The organism is Flavobacterium sp. UBA4854 (assembly GCF_002399805.1).
Classification (GTDB): domain Bacteria; phylum Bacteroidota; class Bacteroidia; order Flavobacteriales; family Flavobacteriaceae; genus Flavobacterium; species Flavobacterium ginsengisoli.
The window spans coordinates 23,551-46,582 of sequence record NZ_DHEI01000133.1 but is presented as its reverse complement, the minus strand read 5'-3'; the positions used below and the strand labels follow the sequence as shown (position 1 = coordinate 46,582).

At 33.9% G+C, this 23,032-nt stretch carries 20 protein-coding genes and 1 tRNA gene; 6 read left to right on the top strand and 15 right to left on the bottom strand.

All coding sequences use genetic code 11. The annotated features are described in order from the left end of the window. Nucleotides 1-92 precede the first annotated feature (92 nt). On the top strand, nt 93-983 hold the full coding sequence (locus tag B3J44_RS19365; protein ID WP_286970785.1) for a type IV secretion protein Rhs: 891 nt from the start codon (nt 93-95) through the stop codon (nt 981-983). An 11-nt stretch (nt 984-994) separates the two neighbouring features. Next, entirely contained in the window at nt 995-1,408 is a 414-nt protein-coding gene (locus B3J44_RS19360) for a hypothetical protein (protein ID WP_286970783.1), read from the top strand. Between the two features lie 30 nt (nt 1,409-1,438). Here the strand turns inward: B3J44_RS19360 and B3J44_RS19355 are convergent, their stop codons facing one another. The 3 genes from B3J44_RS19355 to B3J44_RS19345 all read right to left on the bottom strand — a co-directional run bounded on the left by B3J44_RS19355 (nt 1,439) and on the right by B3J44_RS19345 (nt 3,529). Continuing rightward, nucleotides 1,439-1,708 carry a helix-turn-helix domain-containing protein gene (locus B3J44_RS19355; protein WP_286970780.1) on the bottom strand — a complete coding sequence of 90 codons (270 nt, stop codon included), beginning with the start codon at nt 1,706-1,708 and terminating at the stop codon, nt 1,439-1,441. Between the two features lie 213 nt (nt 1,709-1,921). Then, a complete protein-coding gene (locus B3J44_RS19350) occupies nt 1,922-3,157 on the bottom strand; it encodes a site-specific integrase (RefSeq protein ID WP_286970779.1) in 1,236 nt (411 codons plus the stop codon). Nucleotides 3,158-3,454: 297 nt separating this feature from the next. After that, nucleotides 3,455-3,529, bottom strand: a tRNA-Pro gene (locus tag B3J44_RS19345). A 177-nt stretch (nt 3,530-3,706) separates the two neighbouring features. On the opposite strand from B3J44_RS19345, the gene trxB reads away from it, so the two are divergent. Beyond that, nucleotides 3,707-4,654 (top strand): thioredoxin-disulfide reductase, encoded by a 948-nt coding sequence (gene trxB, locus B3J44_RS19340; RefSeq protein WP_198858372.1) that lies wholly within the window; start codon nt 3,707-3,709, stop codon nt 4,652-4,654. Between the two features lie 150 nt (nt 4,655-4,804). Here the strand turns inward: trxB and B3J44_RS19335 are convergent, their stop codons facing one another. From B3J44_RS19335 to B3J44_RS19315, 5 genes are all read right to left on the bottom strand, one after another. Further along, nucleotides 4,805-5,638, bottom strand: a complete 834-nt coding sequence (locus tag B3J44_RS19335; RefSeq protein ID WP_286970772.1) for a GIN domain-containing protein — start codon at nt 5,636-5,638, stop codon at nt 4,805-4,807. Nucleotides 5,639-5,721: 83 nt separating this feature from the next. Continuing rightward, nucleotides 5,722-6,456, bottom strand: coding sequence for a head GIN domain-containing protein (locus B3J44_RS19330; RefSeq protein ID WP_286970770.1), 735 nt, complete (start codon nt 6,454-6,456; stop codon nt 5,722-5,724). A gap of 3 nt (nt 6,457-6,459) precedes the next feature. Beyond that, nucleotides 6,460-8,217 (bottom strand): PspC domain-containing protein, encoded by a 1,758-nt coding sequence (locus B3J44_RS19325; protein ID WP_286970769.1) that lies wholly within the window; start codon nt 8,215-8,217, stop codon nt 6,460-6,462. A gap of 3 nt (nt 8,218-8,220) precedes the next feature. Then, a complete protein-coding gene (locus B3J44_RS19320) occupies nt 8,221-8,553 on the bottom strand; it encodes a PadR family transcriptional regulator (protein ID WP_008464689.1) in 333 nt (110 codons plus the stop codon). Nucleotides 8,554-8,679: 126 nt separating this feature from the next. Then, a complete protein-coding gene (locus B3J44_RS19315; RefSeq protein ID WP_198858431.1) occupies nt 8,680-9,135 on the bottom strand; it encodes a DUF4870 domain-containing protein in 456 nt (151 codons plus the stop codon). Nucleotides 9,136-9,390: 255 nt separating this feature from the next. On the opposite strand from B3J44_RS19315, the gene B3J44_RS19310 reads away from it, so the two are divergent. Continuing rightward, nucleotides 9,391-9,843 (top strand): DUF4442 domain-containing protein, encoded by a 453-nt coding sequence (locus B3J44_RS19310; RefSeq protein ID WP_286970763.1) that lies wholly within the window; start codon nt 9,391-9,393, stop codon nt 9,841-9,843. Between the two features lie 294 nt (nt 9,844-10,137). Continuing rightward, nucleotides 10,138-13,530, top strand: coding sequence for a polysaccharide deacetylase family protein (locus tag B3J44_RS19305; protein ID WP_286970762.1), 3,393 nt, complete (start codon nt 10,138-10,140; stop codon nt 13,528-13,530). 147 nt (nt 13,531-13,677) lie between these two features. Here the strand turns inward: B3J44_RS19305 and B3J44_RS19300 are convergent, their stop codons facing one another. From B3J44_RS19300 to B3J44_RS19270, 7 genes are all read right to left on the bottom strand, one after another. Beyond that, entirely contained in the window at nt 13,678-13,836 is a 159-nt protein-coding gene (locus B3J44_RS19300) for a hypothetical protein (RefSeq protein WP_286970761.1), read from the bottom strand. A 98-nt stretch (nt 13,837-13,934) separates the two neighbouring features. Continuing rightward, a complete protein-coding gene (locus tag B3J44_RS19295; RefSeq protein ID WP_286970759.1) occupies nt 13,935-16,178 on the bottom strand; it encodes a multicopper oxidase family protein in 2,244 nt (747 codons plus the stop codon). 4 nt (nt 16,179-16,182) lie between these two features. Next, on the bottom strand, nt 16,183-18,717 hold the full coding sequence (locus B3J44_RS19290) for a heavy metal translocating P-type ATPase (protein ID WP_286970756.1): 2,535 nt from the start codon (nt 18,715-18,717) through the stop codon (nt 16,183-16,185). Nucleotides 18,718-19,043: 326 nt separating this feature from the next. Next, nucleotides 19,044-19,604, bottom strand: a complete 561-nt coding sequence (locus tag B3J44_RS19285; protein WP_286970750.1) for a helix-turn-helix domain-containing protein — start codon at nt 19,602-19,604, stop codon at nt 19,044-19,046. Nucleotides 19,605-19,606: 2 nt separating this feature from the next. Further along, nucleotides 19,607-20,137 (bottom strand): DUF3347 domain-containing protein, encoded by a 531-nt coding sequence (locus B3J44_RS19280; protein WP_286970749.1) that lies wholly within the window; start codon nt 20,135-20,137, stop codon nt 19,607-19,609. A 97-nt stretch (nt 20,138-20,234) separates the two neighbouring features. Continuing rightward, nucleotides 20,235-20,594, bottom strand: a complete 360-nt coding sequence (locus B3J44_RS19275) for a hypothetical protein (protein ID WP_286970745.1) — start codon at nt 20,592-20,594, stop codon at nt 20,235-20,237. Between the two features lie 69 nt (nt 20,595-20,663). Next, nucleotides 20,664-21,497, bottom strand: coding sequence for an AraC family transcriptional regulator (locus tag B3J44_RS19270; protein ID WP_198858252.1), 834 nt, complete (start codon nt 21,495-21,497; stop codon nt 20,664-20,666). A gap of 103 nt (nt 21,498-21,600) precedes the next feature. Between B3J44_RS19270 and B3J44_RS19265 the strand changes: the two genes are divergently transcribed. Continuing rightward, entirely contained in the window at nt 21,601-22,767 is a 1,167-nt protein-coding gene (locus B3J44_RS19265) for an MFS transporter (protein WP_286970744.1), read from the top strand. Nucleotides 22,768-23,032: the final 265 nt, after the last annotated feature.

The following is a 23,032-nucleotide window of genomic DNA, read 5'->3' as shown; positions in this document are numbered from 1 at the left end:
GTCGTGAAAAGAATATTGAAGCAGCAAATCCTTTTAAGCAGTTTGGCTATAAAGCAAAAGTGGCAACCTTAAGTAAAGGAAAATATCTTGAAGTGCACGACCTTGATAGTATTGTCACAATAGGGTCTGTAAAGTTTCATGTAGATAGGAAAGAAATCGTAGGAAATGTAGATAAGGATACTATAAATGGTATATATGCAAGACCTATAGGTGATATGCCGAGCAGATGGCTTTCTCCAGACCCACTAAGCGAAGAATTCTCAAGCTGGTCCCCATATTCATTTGTTTTTAATAATCCAGTAAGATACACCGACCCGACGGGCATGGCTCCTGATGATGTTATCATTACGGGTGCTCAGAGCCAGGCAGCTTTACAGGAACTACAAAGATCCGTGCAAGGACAACTAACTTTGGCAATGGATGCAGGAGGCAGAGTAAGTTATACGCAAAGTGGCACTGGTCCGCTTACTGCAGATGCTGCACAATTGATGAATGCTGTTGATGATCATTCGGTTACTGTTAACGTATCAGCAACAAGTAATACTACCACATCAACAGGAAATTTATATATAGGTGGTGCTTTCATGGGTAATACCGTTGCAGCAGGTGACCCTTTATTAGGAGGCGGTAATACAGTGAGTGCAAATCAAGAAATTAATCCTGGCGTACTATCAACTCTTAGTACAGCATATTCTAAACCAGGTGCAGATACTCTACATGAAGTCACCGAAGCTTATCAAGGGGCTACACTTTCGAAGGCAAGTGGAGTAAGCTCTGGTCCCGCAAGCCAAGCAGGTTCCGTCTATCAACAAGCGCATAATGCTGCTACACCTCAATCTGGATCAGTGGTGCAAGAAGTTTATGACGCAAATAACAATGTAGTCCCGCAAGCTGCAAATGGAGGATATCCAAATGGAGTTCGTGCAGAGTTTATAGCAAGATATGGAACACCTAATCCTGTTATTATACAAACATTACCTTAAACATTCATACTATGAAAAATTATATACTTGCAGTAAGTGCTATAATATTTATTGCCTTAAGTTGTAAATCTAGTCTTCCAAATAGAGTAAGTGAAAATTTATATAAAATCTATAAAATTGATTCTATTAATGATTACTACCTTATCTACGCTAAAAGAGGCGACTCCTTGTTTAAAATAGTTTCTAAAAAAGAACTTGTCGAAAAGCAGCAGGAAATAAAAGTGAATAAGTCTTATCCATTAAAATTACACTCTAGAAGGGAAAATTTGCCTACTATTGGTGGAGTAAAATTGGAGCCAATGAATTATCTAGATGTGGAATGTTTTGGGTATGATAAAAATACGACTATCTGTATTGAAAGAGATTCAATAAATGATCTTCATTATGCAGAAAACATCAAAGGAAAATATTTTATAAAACAGTAATAACCTAAGAAATAAGGTTGTCAATTGGAGTTAATTTGTACCATCCATTAATTTTTGGATATCCTCATAGCGATAGTACATTAACCCACCGATTTTGTTGTAGGGAATAGTACCGTTCACCCGCAGGTTTTGCAAGGTTCCAGCGGAAATATTTAGAAGTTTACGAACCTCATAGCTTTTAAGCCATACACGAGTTTCCTGACCTTGTTTCCGCGGATATTGCTGATATCTCCGAATTTCTTCTAACAGTTCTTTTTTAAATTTATCAAGGTCATCCCTGGTAATAAGATCTACATTCATAATTCTCACTTTTACATTGAACAATATCTAATTTAGATTTTAGTAGTTTTTATAAACCATTACAAAATAAACTCATCAGGGGATTGGGAGAGTAATGCTGTCCATGTTTGGCTGATTGTGGCTCTCTTTTACCGAAAAAAAGAAGTTGCTATATTATAGACAAAAGGTGGTCGATATCGACCACCTTTTAATTTTCTATTTTTTTTGATTGTCTTACCCTCTAGCAGACATGCGTTGTTTAAGATTATGCATATCTTCACTAAGCTTGCACTCTACAACCTTTGCATATATCTGAGTAGTTCGAATACTGGTATGGCCCAGCATTTTTGAGACGCTTTCAATTGGTACACCATTGCTCAGTGTAACAGTAGTTGCAAAAGTATGACGTGCTATATGAAATGTCAATGTCTTGGTTATCCCACAGATGTCAGCGACTTCTTTCAGGTAGCCATTCATTCGCTGATTTGAAATTACGGGGAAGACTGTACCGTTATTCAGAGCCCTCGGATCATCTCTATACTTCTCCATCAATTCTATTGCCTGTGGCAGAAGTGGTACACGTACACCTGTATCTGTTTTCGCCCTGCTTGTAGATATCCAAAGTCCTCCGTCTATACCTGTCACAATTTTGTCTGTGGTAAGTTCAGCGAGTTCAATATAGGAAAGACCTGTGTAGCAGCTATAGAGAAACATATCCCGAACATGCCTCAGCCGTTCAATAGTAAACTCTTTTTTTGCTAATGATATTAGCTCATTGCTGTTTAATGACTCCCGTTCCACTTTATCAAAATGCTTCTTGAAACTAGCGAAGGGATCTTTGGACAGCCAATCGAGTTTAACAGCCATATTTATCATTTTTCGGAGCCTTTCAATATGCTTCATGATTCCGTTATTATTCAGTGGCTTTTGGTGGTCCTTGGGAACATAATTAAAAAGGTAGCGTTCAAAGTCCAGAATAAATTTATACGTAAGCTGTGAAAGGATTAAGTCATTCCTGTAATATTTCTCTCTTAGGAATTTTTCGATATACCGCTGCGTTGTGTAGTAGTTTTTCATAGTTCCCGGAGCAAGTTTAATTTCCTGCTGCTCGTTATGATATTCTATCAGGGATAATAATGTTGGTGCCAAATGATCCGTACCCACTACCTTATCGCGGATTGCAGGTCCATCTATCGCTGAATCATTCAATAACATCTGCTGATATGTATTTATAATCTTTGCCTTGAATTGGTTAAGGAACATGTTAAGTTCAACAGTTTCTTTACGGCTGCCCTTTGCCATTCCTTTTCTTTCATCCCATTCATTTGCGTTTACCGAACGCTTTACGGAAATCTCGGTGCGTTTTCCATTTACTGTAACCCTGGCGCATATTGGCGCCTTGCCTTGCATAGATGTCTTTTGTGTCTTTAAATAAAAGAGCACACCAAATGTTGTAGTAGCTGTTTTCATATCTCAAAAATTTAATGTTCAGATCATTTGCACATTAAATGAGTCCCAAGAAAGCTGGATTTCTGCTGAAAACCGCCCTACCCAGAGATGCATCAAATGTTAAAATTTGAGTACAATAGACTGAAAACGATGGTGTTAAAATGATTTTTGGGACCTAAAGATAAAAAAAGAAAAGGGGTAGCCGAATAGGTCCCATTTTCTTTGATATAACTTGAATATTTTGGAGTCGAATAAAAAAGAAAACCCCTTAAATCCAATGATTTAAGGGGTTTTGACGGCCTTTGAAAGACTTTTGTGTCGGGGTGGCAGGATTCGAACCTGCGGCCTCCTGCTCCCAAAGCAGGCGCGATAACCGGGCTACGCTACACCCCGAAGATGTAATTTTTGTTGTAGTGCCCGAAAGCGGATGCAAAGATATAAATAAATTTGATTTGTAAAAGAAAAAAAGGAAAATAAATAAAACTTATTTTAAGATAGCTATTTCGGATTTATTTTCGAGGTTATTTTTTATAATAAAGTTTACATTTGCAACTCAAAAAAACTATTACTATGTCAAATACAATCGAAAAAATTAAATGCCTTATTATAGGTTCTGGTCCTGCAGGTTATACTGCAGCTATTTATGCGGCTAGAGCTAACATGAATCCAGTGTTATATCAAGGAATGCAGCCTGGTGGTCAGTTGACTACGACTAATGAGGTTGAGAACTTTCCAGGTTATGTTGATGGAGTAACAGGGCCTGAAATGATGATTCAGCTACAAGAACAAGCAAAACGTTTTGGTGCAGACATTCGTGACGGATGGGCAACAAAAGTTGATTTTTCTGGAGATATTCATAAAGTTTGGATTAATGATACAATCGAATTACACTGCGAAACTGTAATTATTTCTACAGGTGCTTCGGCTAAATATTTAGGATTGCCATCAGAACAACACTATTTAAATATGGGTGGTGGAGTTTCTGCTTGTGCGGTTTGCGACGGATTCTTCTACAGAAATCAAGATGTTGTTATTGTTGGAGCAGGAGATTCTGCTTGTGAAGAAGCACATTACTTATCTAAACTTTGTAAAAAAGTAACAATGTTGGTTAGAAGTGAGAAATTTAGAGCTTCTAAAATTATGGAAGAGCGTGTTCGTAAAACTGAAAACATTGAGATTTTAATGAACCATGATACAGTTGAAGTTCTTGGAGATAATAATGTAGTTCATGCTATTAAAGCATTAAATAAAACTACGGGAGAAACTATCGAAATTCCTGCAACTGGTTTCTTTGTAGCAATTGGTCACAAACCAAATACAGATATCTTTAAAGATTATATCACATTAGATGAAACAGGTTACATCGTAAATACTCCAGGAACATCTAAAACGAATGTTGATGGTGTTTTCGTAGCCGGTGATGCCGCTGATAATGTATACCGTCAAGCAATTACTGCTGCAGGTACAGGATGTATGGCTGCATTAGATGCAGAAAGATATTTAGCTTCTAAGGAATAATAAATTCAGGTTTTAGGTTTCTATTTGTTGAAACGCTTAAAACTTTGCTATAAAAAAATCCCAATCTAAATTTTAGATTGGGATTTTTTAGTTTTGTATTCAAATCTTTCTTTCAACTTGAAACCTGAAAGAAAGAAAATCCGAAATAAATTATTTTATCTTCTTAAGCAACTTCGCTTCTTCAGAAAAACGCGTAAGCTGTATTGCTGGATTTCCGTAAAGAGAAATTTCTGCTTTGTCACCTATTGCTAAAGAAACTGTAGTTTCTGCTAGAATACTTCCAACAGCAGAACTTTCAGCAGTTACATTTGCTTCTTTCAAAGTAAGTTTTGCTCCTGTAAAAACAGAATTATTGTCTAATCTAATAGTTGCTTTTTCAGCAATACCTTCTATCGCAGCATTTGCCTTTTGATATAAATCACATTTGAATTTTATAGCAGAAACTAAAGATTTAACAACTGCATTTTTGCTCAACTGTAAGATTCCGTCTTCTGCTTTTAAATTTAATTCTGTCCTTGTTTTATCATCTGCTATAAGAGTGAATTTTTTAGAATTTACATTCAAAAATAGTTTAGAAAAATCAAGACAATTCATTGTGATGTCATCTAGATGTAATTCTTGAATAGCATAAACAACTGCTTCATTTTTAGTAATTACTTTTTTCAACGATTTAGTATAAGTAACTTTTACAGATAATTTCTTGAAAATAGTAGATTCTTTATTAGTATATAATCGAAGCGTTTTTTCTCTTAAATCCATCCCTACAATATCGTGCAGGTTGTCATCGGCTTCAATTTTGATCGCATTTTTTTCTCCTTCTTCCAAGTAAACTTCTAAGTTGTCATCGACTTCAAGAGCGTCAAAACTTCCAATTTCTTGTAATGAAGTGGTAACGATTTTAGAACCTTTTATTTTTTCTCTTTTTTGTGCAAAAGTCAAGGTTGTAACAAATAATAATAAGAGCAGCGCTGTACTTTTTTTCATTAATTCTAGATTTGATTTTGACAAATATAAAAAAATCATCCACTTTTGATGAATGATTTCTTTTATATTTAACAGTTGCTTGTCTAGCTTTTGCTAACGCTTCCTCCAGAAGTTTCAGATTTTTCCACTTTTTTTGGATTACCGCTGTAGTTTACATTTCCACCGCTAGAAGCTTCCGCTTTTAGACTTAAGATTGGATGTACAGAAACTGTTCCTCCGCTGGAAGCATCTGCATGAATATCATTCGCCATTAATTCCTCAGCATCAATACTTCCACCGCTTGAAACAGAAGCGCTAAGGCTTAATGCTTTACCTTTAATTTCTATAGAACCAGCACTTCCTGTATCTATTGAAATTCTGTCCGATTCAATATTCATATCCATTGATGCGGCGCTAGAAAGTTCCAAAGTAATATCTTCACCATGAATAAGTCCGCTAGTTTCAACAGTTGATGCGCTAGACGCTTCAATTCTATTAATTGCAGGCATTTTTACTGTTACCTTTTTTGACGTAATGTTACGGAAAGAGCTGTATTTACATTCAATAATAAGAGTTCCGTTTTCTACTCGAGTAACAATTTCTTTTTGAAGATTATCGTCGGCTTCAACTGTAATTTCTGTTTGGTCAGATTGCTGAATAACTAGATCGATAGCATTGCTTACAGAGATATTTTTAAATTCTCCGTTAACGGTTCTTTTTTCTGTTGTAACATTTCCGCTCCCTTCAATTGCATTCATGTTAAAGTTGCATGAAGCAAATAATAAAGCCGTAATAGTTACAATTATAAATTTCGTAATATGAATGATTATTTTTATCATGGTTTAGTTAATTTTGATTATCACTCCGTTTTTATCAGTAGTTAGTCTTCCTTTAGTTTTTTTTCCGTTTAAAACTTCTTTTCCGTTAATTTTAACCGAAACTTCTTTTATAGTGTCAGCAGGATCAATTTTAGCATCATTAATGGCTTCATTAACATCTTCGTTGATACTATCGTAGTCAATTTCATCATTGTTTTCATCAGCAGGGCAGTTCAAACATTTTACTTTAGACCCGATAACTTTATAGTTGTAATCTCCTTTATAATTTAATTCGAAGAAATTGTCATCCGAATTGTAATAATCTCTAACAGAAGAATCTGGTTTAATTAGTTGTCCTTCTGGAAGATAAAGGTAAATATCAACTTCTTGACCTCTAAATTTATTTTTAACATCTGTCAGAAAATAGTTATCCAAAATTAAATGATTTCCGTTAACTTGAAACTTGTAATTAATTTTTTCTGCTCTTTTTTTAGCATTTGTAAAAGAGTTTCCTCTTGCACTTTTTTCGATCTGCATAAATGGAGTCGATTCGTCTGTATGCAATACATGTATACGTACATCATTAGAATAAATCAGTTCATTATTTGCAGAATCTTGTACAAATTCAAATTCTCTATAGTGGTTCAAGCTTTTTGTATAGTAATCATTATACTTGAATTTAATATATAAAGTATCAGTTGGTTTAATTGCTAGAACTTTTTTCTCTACTACTTTATTATCGTATGAAATTTCAGTAGCCTGTTTGATTCCAATACTAGTAAGAATTGCAATAGATATAATCCAAAGAGCTAAAAGCGTATATTTTGTAATATTCCCGATTGATTTTAAATTTGGAGATAACAATTTAAATCCTAAAAGTGTTAAGAAGAAAAATGGAATTCCAATTGCAAAGAACATTAATAATCCAAATGACCAAAGCGGATATTCTGTAAAGTTTCCCGCTTCAATAAAATTTTGCCAAGGGAAATCGATAAAAATGTTAGTTCCTAGAGTAAAAACCCCAATCAATAACATGATCAAAGTTGAAAGTCCTGCTATAATTAGAATCACACCTAAAAACTTAGCAAAAATTTTAAAAACTGTCATGACAAAGTCTCCAAATGAACTACTTATTCTCTCAGCTCCCGACTTTACTTGGTTTCCCATTTTATCATAATCTGCATTTTTGAATTTTTCAGAAAGCGTATCAATTTCTTCACGAACTTTTTTTTCGATGTTCGAAATCGTTACTGGCTCTCCTGTCATTTCTAATTTTTCAGAAGTTGTAACAGCTTCAGGAGTTACAATCCAAAGAACGAAATAAGCTAAGATTCCTGTTCCAAAACCTGCAAAAACGAAGATTAAGAATATGATTTTAATCCAAACAGCATCAATTCCAAAATAATGTCCTAAACCTGTTGCTACACCACCAATCATACCTTTTTCTTTATCGCGATATAATTTTTTGTGTTTTCTTGGGCCGTAATTATTGAAAGATTGGTTTGCGTTTTCTTCATCTTCAATTCGGTAATCTTCTGGCTGACCCATTACTGCAATCACTTCGTCAACATCTTTCAGTCCAACAACATGTTTTTCGCTTTTTTGTTTTTCTGTCAACAATTCAGAAACACGCATTTCGATATCTTTAATAATTTCATCTTGACCAGAAGAGTTGTTAAGTGATCGTTTTATAGCGTCAAAGTAGCGTGTCAATTTTAAGTATGCATCTTCATCGATGTGAAAAAACATCCCGCCTAAGTTAATATTTACTGTTTTGTTCATGACTTATTGATTTTGATTGGTGATTAGATTTACGGCGTCAGATAATTCTGTCCAAGTGCCGCTAAGTTCGTTTAAAAAAGTTTGTCCTATTTCGGTTAATCCGTAATATTTTCGTGGCGGCCCTGAGGTCGATTCTTCCCAGCGATAATTTAGTAAACCGTCATTTTTTAATCTAGTTAACAACGGGTAAACTGTTCCTTCTACAACTAGTAATTTTGCGTTTTTTAAAGTGTCTAATATTTCAGATGTATATGCGTCTTTTTCTTTTAGAACTGATAAGATGCAAAACTCAAGAACACCTTTGCGCATCTGTGCTTTTGTGTTTTCAATGTTCATAATTTCATTTTGTTTTTTTTTGATTGAACAATTCGTTTTTTGATTGATGATGATTTGATTGATGATTGATTTCGAAACGTATATGATTTGATTGATGTTTCGGCTATAACTTTTAATTTTTTCGTTTTACTTTACAAAAGGAATCGTAAGCGGATATTTGTATAATTCTCCGTTTGAAGCTTTTATTGAAGCATAAATCACTAAAAAGAATTCAACAAATTTCAAAACTGCAAAAAGAACGACAGCTGTAATTCCGACACTTAAAATTCCAATGTTTGCTTGAATGTTGAAATTTCTGATTACAAAATCGTCGTCATTAAAAACAGCTTCTATTGGAAGATTCTGCAAGAAAACTGTAATAAAAATTGGAATAGCAATAAGTGCTAAAATTAAAGAGTAAAGCAAAATGCTTAACTGAAAGTTCAAAGCCTGTTTTCCGTGATGATCTGCAAATTCAGATTTGTCTTTGTAACTAGTCCAAATTATTAGCGGAAAAATATAGTTCCCAAACGGAATTATATATTGGCTTAAAGTGCTCAAATGAGTAAATGCTGCTGTATTCTTTTCTGATGTTTTTTCCATGATTAGTGGTGTTGTTGTTTCCATGATTAAAAGTATATAGTAATTTCTTATGCAAATATATGGCTAAAAAACAGTATCTTGTTTTACATAGTACTAATTATTAACAAAAATTTAACAAATTTAAAACTGTGAAATTGACTTTAAATTGTTGAAAATCATTCGAAATGCTTATGTTTATTGGCTTCGTTTTGTTAATTTAATAATTTATTGTGCGTGCATAGTTTTTTTGTATTTTTACATAAAAAAATAAATCATATGGCACTTTCGGTATCAAAACTTAATAAATTCGTCTTATTCAAATTGCCTTCTGCATACTTTTGCGGAGTACGTGTAAAAGATATAAACAATAGCAGTTGTACAGTAACGGTAAAACACAGATGGATCAATCAGAATCCGTTTAATTCTATGTATTTTGCAGTTCAAGCGATGGCGGCAGAGTTAACAACTGGAGCTTTGGTAATTTCTCAGATTCAACAGAGCGGTAGAAAAATCTCTATGTTAGTTGCCAACAACAAAGGTAACTTTACAAAAAAAGCAACGGGAAGAATTACATTTGTTTGCAACGATGGCCATTTAATTGCCGATGCTATAAAAAGAACAATTGAAACCGGAGAAGGACAGACATTTTGGATGAAATCTATTGGAACAAATGAAGAAGGTGTTCAGGTTTCTGAAATGGATTTTGAATGGAGTGTTCGTTTGAAATAAAATAAAAACTTTAAAATATTAATAAAGGCCTGTTGAGAAACAGGCTTTTTTTGTGCGTAAAACGATTTTGTTTTTAACTATTTGAAATTCAGCGCATATTTGATTTTGTTAAATTTTCTTTTGTAAATTTATTTGAAAATTATTCAGCTAAAACTCTAATATTTTAGTGTTTTCATTCCGTCTTCATGTTGAGATACTACTTTTATATTCTAAATTGAGCTTTATATTTGTAGGAAAAATACACTGTTATTTTTGTGTGTGAAATAATTAATTCATTCAAAAAAAAAAGAATTTATGGAGGAAAAAAGACAAATATTTCAAACAGAGACAAAAAAACGTTGGAAAACATTTAAATGGTCTAGCCGACTTATTTTGTTTCTTCTTATTTTAATGGTTCCGATTTTTTTCATCACTTTAAAAAGAGGATTAAAACCAGAACTACCACTTTTAGCAAATAAATCAACTGCGGGAAAAACTCTCAATAATCCGATTGTTCCAAAAGAATTAAGCGCAAAAGAATTAAAAAAGTTTAAAGGATTCGATTATTTTTTAAGATCAAAATCAAGAGTTGAGAAACTCGCAAATCAACCTCGTGTAACTAAAACGGCTACCGAAGTTCGAGCAGCTTTCTTGGTAGACTGGGATCCGCAAAGTTTATTTTCACTTCAAAAAAATGTAGATAAACTGAATATGGTAGTTCCAGAATGGTTTTTTATTGATCCAAAAACAGATTTGCTGAAAACCGAAATTGATACCGCAGCGCTTAAAGTTATGAAAAAAGCGAAGGTAAAAATTCTTCCGTTAATTAATAATATCAATGAATCTTTGGGCGAAGGAGATTTTGATGGTGATTTGATTCATCGAATCCTTCACGATAAGTCAAAAAAAGAAAGACTTATAAATGATATTGTAAAAGTTTTGGATAAATACAAACTGCAGGGAATTAATATCGATTTTGAAGAATTTAAAGAGAATAGTGATGAGCCCATAATCGCTTTTCAGAAAGAATTATATGAAAAATTGCATCCGCTTGGCTATTTGGTTTCGCAAGATATAATGGCTGGCGATGAAGATTTTAATGTCAAAGAATTGTCAAAGTATAATGATTATATGTTTTTAATGGCCTATGATGAGCATTATGCGAGCAGTGTTCCAGGTGAAATAAGCAGTCAGAAATGGATTGAAAGAATTGTAGATAAAACAGCTAAGGAAATTCCGTCAGACAAAATTATTCTTTGTTTTGCCGGCTATGGTTATGATTGGGAAGAAAAAGAAGAGGGAGAAACCATTACTTATGATCAGGCAATTGCAATTGCAAAACAGCATAATTCCACTATAAAATTTGATAATAATACCTACAACAACTCTTTTAAGTATACAGATAGTAATGGCAAAAAACACGAAGTTGATTTTGAAGATGCGGCAACTAATTTTAATACTATCAGATTTAGTGATGAATATGGTTTGGCAGGAACGGCCTTATGGCGCTTAGGAAGCGAAGATCAGCGTTTATGGAGTTATTACCAACGTAGTCTGACAAACGAAAGTATCAGTAAAAAGCCTTTTGATTTTAATGTAATGAAACGTGTCAATACTAGAATCGAAAGTCCTGCATATATTGGCGATGGCGAAATATTGAATGTAATCGCCGATCCTGCACCAGGAAAAATTGACTTGGAAATTGATAAAGACGATAATATTATTACAGAACAAAAATATGTAGAATTGCCAACTAAATACGTAATAAGTAAGTTTGGAAATGTTCACAAACAAGTGATTCTGACTTTTGACGACGGCCCAGATCCTACTTATACACCACAAATATTAGATATTTTAAAAAGAGAAAAAGTACCTGCCGTATTTTTTGTTATTGGTATTCAAGCCGAAGACAATATTCCTTTGCTGCAAAGAATTTATAATGAAGGACATGAAATAGGTAATCATACTTTTACCCATCCAAATATTGCTTTGGTAAGTCCAGAAAGAGCTTCAGCCGAAATGGAAACGACAAGATTGTTGATTGAAGCTGTAACAAGACGAAGCACAGTACTTTTTAGAGCACCTTACAATGCAGATGCAGAACCTACAACCGAAGCAGAATTAAAACCAATTGCATTAAGTAAAGCTCAAAATTATTATTCTGTTGGAGAAAGTATTGATCCTAACGATTGGGAGAAAGGTGTTAGTGCCGATTCGGTTTATGTTAGAACCATAAAACAATACGAGGCAAATCCTGATAAAGGAATTATTTTACTTCATGATGCGGGCGGAAACAGACAAGCAACTGTTGAAGCTCTGCCTAGAATTATTAAATATTTTAAAGATAGAAATATTCAGTTTACGACAGTTTCGCATTTACTAGGCAAAACCAAAGATCAAATTATGCCTAAAGCAAAAGGCCAGTTTATAAGTTTAGATAATTTTATTTTTGATTTTGGATATTGGTTCGGGCATTTTATTACGGCTACATTTTGGGTTGCTATTTTTCTAGGCTTTTTGAGAATTGCGTTAATGGCAATTATGGCTTTTCTGAAAAAATGGCGTGATCATAAACATCCTCCAGTTTATAAGACAAATGATAAAAGTCCTAAAGTTAGCATAATTGTTCCGGCATATAATGAGGAAATAAATGCTGTAAAAACAATTGAAAATTTATTGGGACAAGATTACCCAGATTTTGATATTGTTTTTGTGGATGATGGATCTAAGGATAAAACTTTTGCCATGATTAATGAAGCTTTCGCGAATAATTCAAAAGTCAAAGTACACACAAAACCAAATGGTGGAAAAGCTTCGGCACTAAACTACGGAATTTCATTAACAGAAAATGAGTATGTCGTTTGTATTGATGCCGATACACAACTAAAAACCGATGCGATTTCACAATTAATGAAAGGTTTTACAATGCAATTAAAAGACAACCAAGAAATTGGGGCTATTGCTGGAAACGTAAAAGTTGGCAACGAAAACACGATGCTTACAAGATGGCAAAGCATAGAATACACCACTGCCCAAAATTTTGATAGAAGAGCTTTTGATTTGATTAACGGAATTACAGTTGTTCCTGGCGCAATTGGAGCCTTTAAAAAAAATGCAATAGAAAAAGCAGGAGGTTTTACAACTGATACACTTGCAGAAGATTGTGATTTGACCATACGTATTCTAAGAAACGATTATCATATTATAAATTGCATTGAAGCAGTTGCGGTGACAGAAGCTCCTGAAAGTTTGAAGGAATTTATGAAACAACGTTTTCGATGGAGTTATGGAATTATGCAGGCTTTTTGGAAAAACAGAGATGCGTGTTTTAATCCGAGATATAAAGGTTTGGGAATGGTTGCTTTGCCCAATATTTTGATTTTTCAAATCGTTTTACCCATTTTTGCGCCTTTGGCAGATTTAGTTCTTATTGTAAGTTTGATTTGGAATCACAACGATTCAGACAGTCTTCATAAAATCCTGATTTATTATATTGCTTTTATGCTAGTTGATATGTTAGTTAGTGTTGTGGCCTTTGTTTTTGAAAAAGAAAAACTCACAAAGCTAATTTGGTTGATTCCGCAACGATTTGTGTACAGACAATTAATGTATGTGATTTTATTTAAAGCGTTGAGAAAAGCTTTAAAAGGTGAAAGCCAAAGTTGGGGAGTATTAACAAGAACAGGAAATGTTGCGACTGTGAAATAGTTTTTTTTACCCACAAATTAAAAGGATGTAAAAGATTTCTCTATGAAGATTAAAAAAAAATCTTTTCTAATTCTTTTAATCCGTGGCAAATAAATACAAAAAAAGACCTCAAATAGTTGAGGTCTTTTTCTTGAAATAAATTTCAGTTTATTTTTTAACGCAACAAGATTTTTTATCTTTTTTATCTGTTGTTTTTTTGCAACAAGATTCTTTTTTTGTTTTGTCTTTTGTAGCTGGTTTTGTTTCTTGAGCAATTACTCCAATTGAGAATAAGGCAGCTGTCATTACAGTGATAACTTTTGTCATTTCGATTAAATGTTTTTTGTGTTAGAGATTATAATTGGTAGTCAAATATAGAAAGATTTCGTTGAGTTGATTCTTACAAAAAGTTAATGTTTTTATAATTAATAATTCAAATTAACTCCAAATCCAATACCCATGTCACTATCGTAATGTGTTGTGATTCCGAAGTTTCGGGCAACGATATATTTTAAACCAGCTATATATTCTTTGTCGGTATTCCACATTAGATTCATACGAAGACGTTTTGAAAGAGGAATATCTTTTCGTTCAAATTGCAGGCGGACATTTCCATCTGTATATACTTCGACTTGCGCTTTTATGAGCATTGGCAAAGTATATTCAAGACCAGCGCTAAAAACCGAACGATTGTCTTTGGTATTTTTCTGTCCAAAAAGATTTTGTTCCTGTTCGTCTATTCCCATTCTTCGGTAACGCCAGTCAAAACCAATAAAAGGCATCAGCCACTGATTTTTTCCAATATATCTTCCAATGTGAGTTTCAGTTTCGTAACCATGTTCATTATTATAACCCAATCTCCATTCGGTTCCAATACTCCATCTTGTGTTGCTGAACATTGCTTCACCGTCGTTTCCGTTAGATGCAAAATCATTTTCAGCCATAAAATGAAACATACGGTCATCCATTTTCAGCATTTTAAAAGCCATTTCTGGATGATGAATTAACGGATTTGGCGCTGAGTTTTCATAAGTAAAAATTCTTCCCATCCCAGCCATCATGTGGTATAAAATATGACAATGAAAAAACCAGTCGCCATCGGCATTTGCCTGAAATTCGATCGTATCGGTTTCCATTGGCATAATGTCAATCACATTTTTCAATGGAGAATAATCGCCATGTTCGTTTAGAATTCTAAAATCGTGACCGTGTAAATGCATTGGGTGGCGCATCATCGAGCCATTGTATAATACAATACGAACATTTTCTCCTTTTTTAATTAGAATTTTATCCGTTTCAGAAACCACTTTATTATCCAAACTCCAAACATAACGATTCATATTTCCAGAAAGCGTAAAACGTAATTCTTTGACAAGTGCATCTTTCGGAAGATTCGTTTTAAAAGGAGATTTCAGCATTCCGTAATTCAAAGTCACAATTTCTGAAGTTTCAGTGCTGTCACTTTCCATTTTCATGTCTTCCATATTATGATTAGAATGATCCATTTTAGGTTTTGAATTTTCATCTTCGCCCGAAATTTCTGGATACATTACGGCATTCATATCCATTTTATTCAAAGTCATATTCATGCCCATATCGTTCATTTCGCCGTTCATTTTCATCATATCGTTCATCATTTTCATGCCTTCAAAATATTTTAGTTTTGAAAGATGATGAATAGGCTGTTTTTCTCCATTTCCTAAAAACAAAGACGCAGATCCTGTTCTGTCTTCGGCTGTAGCCAAAAAGGCAAAAGATTTGTTGTCTTCAGGAATTGTAACCACAACATCATAAGTTTCAGAAACCGCAATAATCAAGCGATCGACTTCTACAGGTTCAACATCATTTCCGTCACTGGCAACAACGGTGATTTTCCCTCCGCCATAAGTCAGCCAAAAATAACTTGATGCGCCTCCGTTGGCAATTCGTAAGCGGACTTTTGAACCTGGTTTAAGGTCTGAAAACTGCTGTTCATTTTTACCATTGATTAGAAACTTTTCATAATAAACATCACTGACATCCATGGCGTTCATTCGTTTCCATTCGTTGGTTACTTTGGTCGAAAAATGTCCTTGTTTGATAGCCTCGGCATAACTTTGTGTTGTTCCTTTTTTAATCGCAAACCAATCATTTGCATTATGAAGCATTCGCTGAATATTCTCTGGTTTTAAATCTGACCATTCGCTTAAAATAACTGGAATAGTAGGTACATCGTCAATGCCTTTTCTAATAGTTGAATCGTCTTTTTTCTTGTTGATGATAAAAAGTCCGTATAAACCAATTTGTTCCTGCAAACCAGAATGGCTATGATACCAATAAGTTCCATTCTGAATAATCGGAAAAGTATATTTATGAGTTGTTCCAGGTTCAATAGGCATTTGAGTCAAGTACGGAACACCATCTTCCTTATTCGGCAGAAATAATCCGTGCCAATGCATTGAAGTCGTTTCTTTTTTGAGTTCGTTATGAACATAAATTTCTGCAATATCGCCTTCAGTAAAAGTTAGCGTCGGCATCGGAATTTGTCCGTTTACAGCTATCGCACGTTTTTCTTTGCCCGAAAAATTCACAATCGTATCGCGAACATGCAAATCATAACGCACTACTTTTTGCGCCTTTAGCTGAAAAGCGATTAAAAATAGTATAAGTATATATTTGATCTTAATCATTAGCTTATAATTTTAAATTTCTCAATCGCAACGCATTTACGATTACAGATACAGAACTCAAACTCATGGCAACTGCAGCCAACATCGGCGAAAGCAAGATTCCTAAAAATGGATATAAAATTCCTGCTGCAATTGGAACGCCCAAAGTGTTATATATAAAAGCAAAGAATAAATTCTGTTTGATATTTGACATTACAGCATGGCTGAGGTTTTTAGCTTTTACAATTCCGTTTAAATCGCCTTTAACCAAAGTAATTTTAGCGCTTTCGATTGCAACATCTGTTCCTGTTCCCATGGCAATTCCGATGTTAGATTGCGCTAAAGCCGGAGCATCATTGATTCCGTCTCCCGCCATGGCAACAATTTTTCCTTGAGCTTGAAGACGTTCAATTTCTTTTAATTTATCGTGTGGAAGACAATCTGCTTTAAACGAACTCAAATGCAAATGTTCGGCAACTGCTTTTGCAGTATTGTGGTTATCTCCCGTCATCATGATAACCTCAACGCCCTGATCGATTAATTCTTTGATCGCTATTGCACTGTTTTCTTTAATGGCATCAGTAATGGCAACATAACCTAAAACAACATTTTCAATTGCGATGTACGAAATAGTTTTTCCTAAATTTTGTTCGGCAGTTACTTTTTGTTCTAAATCAGAAGAAACAGAAGCACCGATTTCGTCCATTAATTTTTTATTTCCTAAGCCAACTTTCTTGTTTTCGATTGTTCCTAAAACACCTTTTCCTGCAATAGTTTCAAAACCTTGAACTTCTTTTAAAGTACTATTTTTTGCTTTCGCGAAATTAACTACGGCTCGCGCCAAAGGATGCTCGCTGTGCTGATTTAACGAAGCAATATTTTGAAGCAGAAAATCTTCCTCATTAGTAACCGAATAGACTTTTTCTACAGATGGTTTTCCTTCTGTAATGGTTCCTGTTTTGTCGGTAATTAAAACATCAATTTTATTCATGTTTTCTAGAGCTTCGGCATTCTTTATTAAAATTCCGTTTTGAGCGCCTTTTCCAACACCAACCATAACCGACATTGGAGTTGCCAACCCAAGCGCACAAGGACAAGCGATAATTAAAACAGCAATAGCATTAATTAATCCGTAGACATAAGCGGGTTCTGGACCAAATTTCGCCCAAGCAAAAAAGGTTAAAACCGAAATAATAACAACAGTTGGGACAAAATATTTAGAAACTCGATCGGCTAATTTTTGAATTGGAGCGCGAGATCTGCTAGCGTCATTTACCATTTGAATAATTTGAGCAAGCATCGTTTCTGAACCCACTTTTTCGGCAATCATTACAAATGATTTTGTTCCGTTTATTGTTCCAGAAATTACGGCATCTCCTGTTTTTTTATCAACTGGAATAGGTTCTCCAGTTATCATCGATTCATCTATACTGCTTTCGCCAGTAGTTATTTTTCCGTCAACCGGAATTTTTTCTCCTGGTTTTACACGAAGTAAATCGCCCTTTTTAATGTTATGAATAGAAATTACTTTGTCAATTCCGTTTTCAACTAAAGTCGCTTCAGTTGGCGCTAATTTTAATAATTCTTTAATTGCACCATTAGTTTGCCCGTGAGCTTTGGCTTCCAATAATTGTCCTAATAAAACTAAAGTGATAATTACGGTTGCGGCTTCAAAATACAAATGAATGGTTCCGTGATGAGATTTGAATTCGGAAGGAAAAATGTCAGGGAAAAACATTCCGACAATACTAAATAGAAAAGCAACACTTGTTCCAATTCCGATTAGTGTAAACATATTTAAGTTCCAAGTGACAATCGATTTGTAAGCGCGGACAAAAAACATCCAGCCAGCATAAAATAAAACAGGAAGTGAAAATAGAAACTGAACCCAATTCCATTTTTCGATAGACATTATATTGTAAAGCGGATTATTTGGAATCATTTCTGACATTGAAATGATGAAAATTGGAAGTGTAAACAAAATCGCGATTTTCATTTTTTTCAATAAATCAGAATAGGTTTTGTTTTCTTCGTTTTCAGAGGCTTGCATTGGAACTAAATCCATTCCACAAATTGGACAATCTCCTGGTTCGTTCGAAACGATTTCTGGATGCATCGGACACGTAAATTGTGTTGCTGTTATAGCAACTTGAGGTACTAAATCCATTCCGCAAACGGGACAGTCTCCGGGTTTGTTATACGTTTTGTCGCCTTCGCAGTGCATTGGACAGTAATAAACGCCGTTTGCACTATGCTGGTGTACTTTTTTAGTTTCTGTTTTATGATGATTATGATCGTGATTCTCTTTTTTATGGCCAGAGCAGCAAGATTTAGCTTCGCCGTGATTTTTAGGAGAATCCATTTCAATACTATAATTTCCGGCAGCAGCTAAAACTTCTTGAAATTTTTCTGTCGGAACATGTTTTTCCATTGTAATCGTAGCCATTGGCGGATTTAGAGTCACTTCTGCCTGAACGCCTTCAACTTCGTTTAGAGTTTTTTCGACTTTAGTTCGGCATCCGTTGCACGACATTCCTGAAATTATATATTGATGAGTCATTGTATTGGTTTTTTAAGTATTACAATGCAAATTTCCGAAGTATCTGTGAGTTCGGTTTGTAGAATTTTGGGAATGATTTGTAAGATTTACTAAATGCTGTCTTTTTAACGCAGAGAGCTCAAAGAATTTACGCAAAGAGCACTAAGTTTTGTTTGTTTAAAGATTAGAGAGTTCTCAAAGCTTTGCGCATAAAAAGTTAGCCACAGATTAAAAAGATTAACACAGATTTTTGAAATCCTTTTTAATCCTTTAATCTGTGGCTAAAAATCTTTGCTCCCAGTAGCTATCGGGATTGCGTAAACCTTAGCATCTTTGCGGTTAAAAAACTACAAATTCTCGATCTGAATACGCTTATTATCTTTCAATTGTTTAAATGAAGTAGGAGTGTAGCCAGTAATTTTTTTGAATTGATTGCTCAAATGCGCTACGTTGCTGTAATTGAGGATATCGGCAATTTCGCTTAACGAAAGCTCGTTGTAAATCAGTAATTCTTTTACTTTTTCGATTTTCTGATTGATAAAATACTTTTCGATTGTGGTGTTTTCAATTTCAGAAAATAAATTGCTTAACGAATTATAATCTTGATTTAAATTTTCTGCGAGATATTCTGATAGGTTGATTTTTAAATCATTGTTTTTATGATGAACCAAATCTACAATCAGGTTTTTTATTTTTTCGACTGTTTTCGTTTTTTTATCATCGAGTAGATCAAAACCCAAAGATTGCAGGTTTTCTAATAAAATTTCTTTTTGCAAATCGTTGATTTCTTCCTGTAGTTCAACTTCTCCTAATTCTACAGAAATAGGTTGAAGTCCGAGTTTTTCGAACTCAGACTTCACCACCATTTTGCATCGGCTGCACACCATATTTTTGATGTAAAGCTTCATATTTATTTGATTGTTTCTACCACATTTCCGCAAGTCAGCATCGAAGAACCATAATAAGGGTTTTTAACTGCTTTTTCTTTGCTTAACCAATCAGCGTCTGCCATTGGGCAATATTGTTTGTAGATTGGCTGTTCTGGATTAGAAACTTTTATTAAATCGTAAGTGCTTTTAGACAATGATTTAAAAGTCTCGCGTTGTTTTTTAAGATCTGTTGTAGCTGAAATACTTTTAGCGTCAGCAGTTAATTTCTTTACCACTTTCATCCAAACCGTATGTTCGTTGCTTTTTAATTTGTCCATTTTTACGGCAGTAATAGCAGTCAATAAAGTTGCAGCTTTTGCTGAAGTTAATTTGCTATCACTTTTTATAAGTGCATCTTTAACATCAAAATAAGCATCATAAACAGATTGAAGCTGATTTGCGTCAACGACTTCTGTAGTTCCTGATTCTAATTTTATTGTATTTGCTTGAATATTGTTTGCACTAAATAATGCGGTTAGTACTGTTGCTAAAGCTATGATTGATTTTTTCATTGTATATAATATTTGGTAAAGGATTTATTTTCCTTTAAAATTAATTAAAAATTTCGTTTTAAAAAAGACCCAATATGGGCTGTCATAAATGCGATAATTATATTTTCGGCTTCAGCCAAATAGAAGTAAATCCCGCAGAAATAGTAGAATTACTGTAAGATGAAATCGCATTTTTTAAAGAAAAATTGAAAACGTCATTTTGCAAATCAAGATCGGTTGAAGTTAAAATAACGAATTGTAACGCAGAAGTTGTGCAGCCAGAATGACGGCATTTTCCATCACAATTGTGTTTTTCTTGTTTTGAAGTTTTCTTTTCGCAGCATTTTTTAGAACAGCTGTTTTCTTCTTTAGAAACAATTTCTTTGTGATTCCCGATATTACATGCGTAGGTATAACTCGGATTCAAAAAGAAACTAAGTGTTATAAAAAGCAATATTATGTGGGTTTTCTGTTTCAAAGAAATTGTTTTTGAGGTACAAATTTAGATAAAAATGTGTGAGGAAATCACTTTTTAAGATTTCGCTAACTACAGTTTCTTAAAATCAGTCGGTTTCATGTTTTTGCGTTTTTTGAAATAATTCGTCAAATGACTTTCGTCTGTAAAGCCAAATTCGTACGCAATTTGTTTAATCGGCAATTGATTGTTATGAAATCTTTTTTCGATTAAAGTCGTTCTCAAATTATGAATGTATTCTCTATAACTTATGCTGAAAGTTCTTTTGAAATAAGCACTAAAGTAGGTTTGAGCAATATTAAAATGTTCCGCAATGACTTTTACTTGAACTAATTTTGGCTGATATATATTTTGATGAATATAATTGGCAATTTGCTCATTATCCAAATGTGTCGATTGCATCTGTAGATTCATACCGCGAATCGTTTCTTTAATTAAGCCAAAAATGGAAAGAATCTGATAGAAAACAATTGGAGAAGAAGTAACATCAATATAGCGATCGTATGTTACAATATTTTCAACCGTATTTTTCAAGATGGTTTTGCAAGGTTCGTCAAACTTTAAAACCGTTTCTTTTAAGATTTTATCTCGCATGAAACTTTCGGGAGTATTTACGAGAAATTCATCACAAGTTAGATTTTGTTTGGAATTGAAATAATTATCAGTGAATTTGATAAAAATGAATCGTGTACTTTTCTTTATATCGAAATAATGTTCGTCGTCTGGCGAAATCACAAATAAGTCTCCAGCTTTGTATGGAAGCAGGTTGTTATTCAAATGATGAATGCCACTCCCTTTCTTTATATAAATGATTTCATAATAGGTATGAGTATGTGGAGGAAGATGAAATTTCTCTTCTTCAAATTCATCAAGAACAAGTGTTTTAAACTGATTTAATTTAGGCATAACTTAAATGTACAATTTTATGTCGCAAATTTACAATTTTTTTAAAGGTTAACGGTGTTAATTTTGCATCGTAGAAATCTATTCCTTTCTACAATAAATCAAAATGAAAAAAAGTCTTATTGCACTCTCTTTAGGAGGGTTAACTATTGGTATTACAGAATTTGTAATGATGGGATTACTCCCAGATATTGCTTCAGATATGAAAGTCTCGATTCCGGTTGCTGGATATTTAATTTCGTCTTATGCACTTGGAGTTGTTATTGGAGCGCCTTTATTAGTAATCGCAGGAAGAAATTATGCGCCTAAAAAAATGCTTTTAATTTTGGCTTTAATGCTGGCAGTTTTTAATGCATTGTCAATTATAGCTCCTGATTATAATGTTCTATTTGCTTCTCGATTTTTATCTGGATTGCCGCACGGAGCATTCTTTGGAGTGGGAGCGGTAGTCGCAAGCCGTTTGGCAGACAAAGGAAAAGAAGCACAGGCAATTTCTATAATGTTTGCTGGTTTAACGATTGCTAATTTAATAGGTGTCCCAATTGGTACTTATATAGGTCACCACTTTATTTGGCGTTATACCTTTGTATTAATTGCGATTGTTGGTCTGTTGACCTTTTTGGCAATTTATTTATGGATGCCGAATCTTGAAAAAGGTGAAAGCGTGAATATGAAAACACAACTTCAGTTTTTTAAGAAAACAGAAGCATGGTTAATTATCGGAATTACGGCAATTGGTTTTGGAGGTCTTTTTGCTTGGATCAGTTACATTGCTCCTTTATTAATTAATGTATCAAAATTTTCACCAGAAGATGTTTCTACAATTTTAATCTTAGCAGGATTAGGAATGGTTGTCGGTAATTTTGTCGGAGGAAAATTGGCAGATAAATATTCGCCAGCACCAACCGTACTTGCGTTACTATTTGTAATGGTACTTGATTTGTTGATGGTCTACTTTTTCTCTTTCAATCAATATATTTCATTGTTTTTGACATTCTTAACAGGAGCAATTTCTTTCTCTGTTATTGCGCCAATTCAGATGCTTATGATTAAGACAGCCAAAGATGCAGAGATGATTGCATCAGCAGCGCTTCAAGGAAGTTTTAATATCGGGAATGCTTTAGGAGCTTTCTTAGGAGGACTGCCTTTAGCGGCTGGTTATAATTTTGCTTCACCTAATCTTATTGGTATTGCAATGGCTATGACCGGAATGGTGATTACATTTATATTGATGAGGTTACATCAAAAACAAATGCATGTGCAAGCTGCATAATTTTAAAATATATTCTTTTTAAGGCCCTTAACGTTTGTTTAAGGGCTTTTTTTATGTCTTCAATGAATCAATTAGCTTAAAAATGTCTTTTCGTTGGCTAATGATTTTACTTCTATAGTCAGAAAATACTCTTTAAAAGAAATCTCTTTTTTATTCTGTCTTTAAAATTTTTTAGGATCTTTTTAACTTTTTAAGTGTAAAACCAACACATAATAAGTTTCGCAATGTATGTTCATGTAATCGATTGTTTTTTTTGTAAAAATCG

Bases quoted from the DNA above. Each gene is read 5' to 3' on its own strand.
- B3J44_RS19360 (WP_286970783.1), top strand. From the start codon at position 995: ATGAAAAATTATATACTTGCAGTAAGTGCTATAATATTTATTGCCTTA.
- B3J44_RS19355 (WP_286970780.1), bottom strand. From the start codon at position 1,708: ATGAATGTAGATCTTATTACCAGGGATGACCTTGATAAATTTAAAAAA.
- B3J44_RS19350 (WP_286970779.1), bottom strand. From the start codon at position 3,157: ATGAAAACAGCTACTACAACATTTGGTGTGCTCTTTTATTTAAAGACA.
- trxB (WP_198858372.1), top strand. From the start codon at position 3,707: ATGTCAAATACAATCGAAAAAATTAAATGCCTTATTATAGGTTCTGGT.
- B3J44_RS19335 (WP_286970772.1), bottom strand. From the start codon at position 5,638: ATGAAAAAAAGTACAGCGCTGCTCTTATTATTATTTGTTACAACCTTG.
- B3J44_RS19330 (WP_286970770.1), bottom strand. From the start codon at position 6,456: ATGATAAAAATAATCATTCATATTACGAAATTTATAATTGTAACTATT.
- B3J44_RS19325 (WP_286970769.1), bottom strand. From the start codon at position 8,217: ATGAACAAAACAGTAAATATTAACTTAGGCGGGATGTTTTTTCACATC.
- B3J44_RS19320 (WP_008464689.1), bottom strand. From the start codon at position 8,553: ATGAACATTGAAAACACAAAAGCACAGATGCGCAAAGGTGTTCTTGAG.
- B3J44_RS19315 (WP_198858431.1), bottom strand. From the start codon at position 9,135: ATGGAAAAAACATCAGAAAAGAATACAGCAGCATTTACTCATTTGAGC.
- B3J44_RS19310 (WP_286970763.1), top strand. From the start codon at position 9,391: ATGGCACTTTCGGTATCAAAACTTAATAAATTCGTCTTATTCAAATTG.
- B3J44_RS19305 (WP_286970762.1), top strand. From the start codon at position 10,138: ATGGAGGAAAAAAGACAAATATTTCAAACAGAGACAAAAAAACGTTGG.
- B3J44_RS19300 (WP_286970761.1), bottom strand. From the start codon at position 13,836: ATGACAAAAGTTATCACTGTAATGACAGCTGCCTTATTCTCAATTGGA.
- B3J44_RS19295 (WP_286970759.1), bottom strand. From the start codon at position 16,178: ATGATTAAGATCAAATATATACTTATACTATTTTTAATCGCTTTTCAG.
- B3J44_RS19290 (WP_286970756.1), bottom strand. From the start codon at position 18,717: ATGACTCATCAATATATAATTTCAGGAATGTCGTGCAACGGATGCCGA.
- B3J44_RS19285 (WP_286970750.1), bottom strand. From the start codon at position 19,604: ATGAAGCTTTACATCAAAAATATGGTGTGCAGCCGATGCAAAATGGTG.
- B3J44_RS19280 (WP_286970749.1), bottom strand. From the start codon at position 20,137: ATGAAAAAATCAATCATAGCTTTAGCAACAGTACTAACCGCATTATTT.
- B3J44_RS19270 (WP_198858252.1), bottom strand. From the start codon at position 21,497: ATGCCTAAATTAAATCAGTTTAAAACACTTGTTCTTGATGAATTTGAA.
- B3J44_RS19265 (WP_286970744.1), top strand. From the start codon at position 21,601: ATGAAAAAAAGTCTTATTGCACTCTCTTTAGGAGGGTTAACTATTGGT.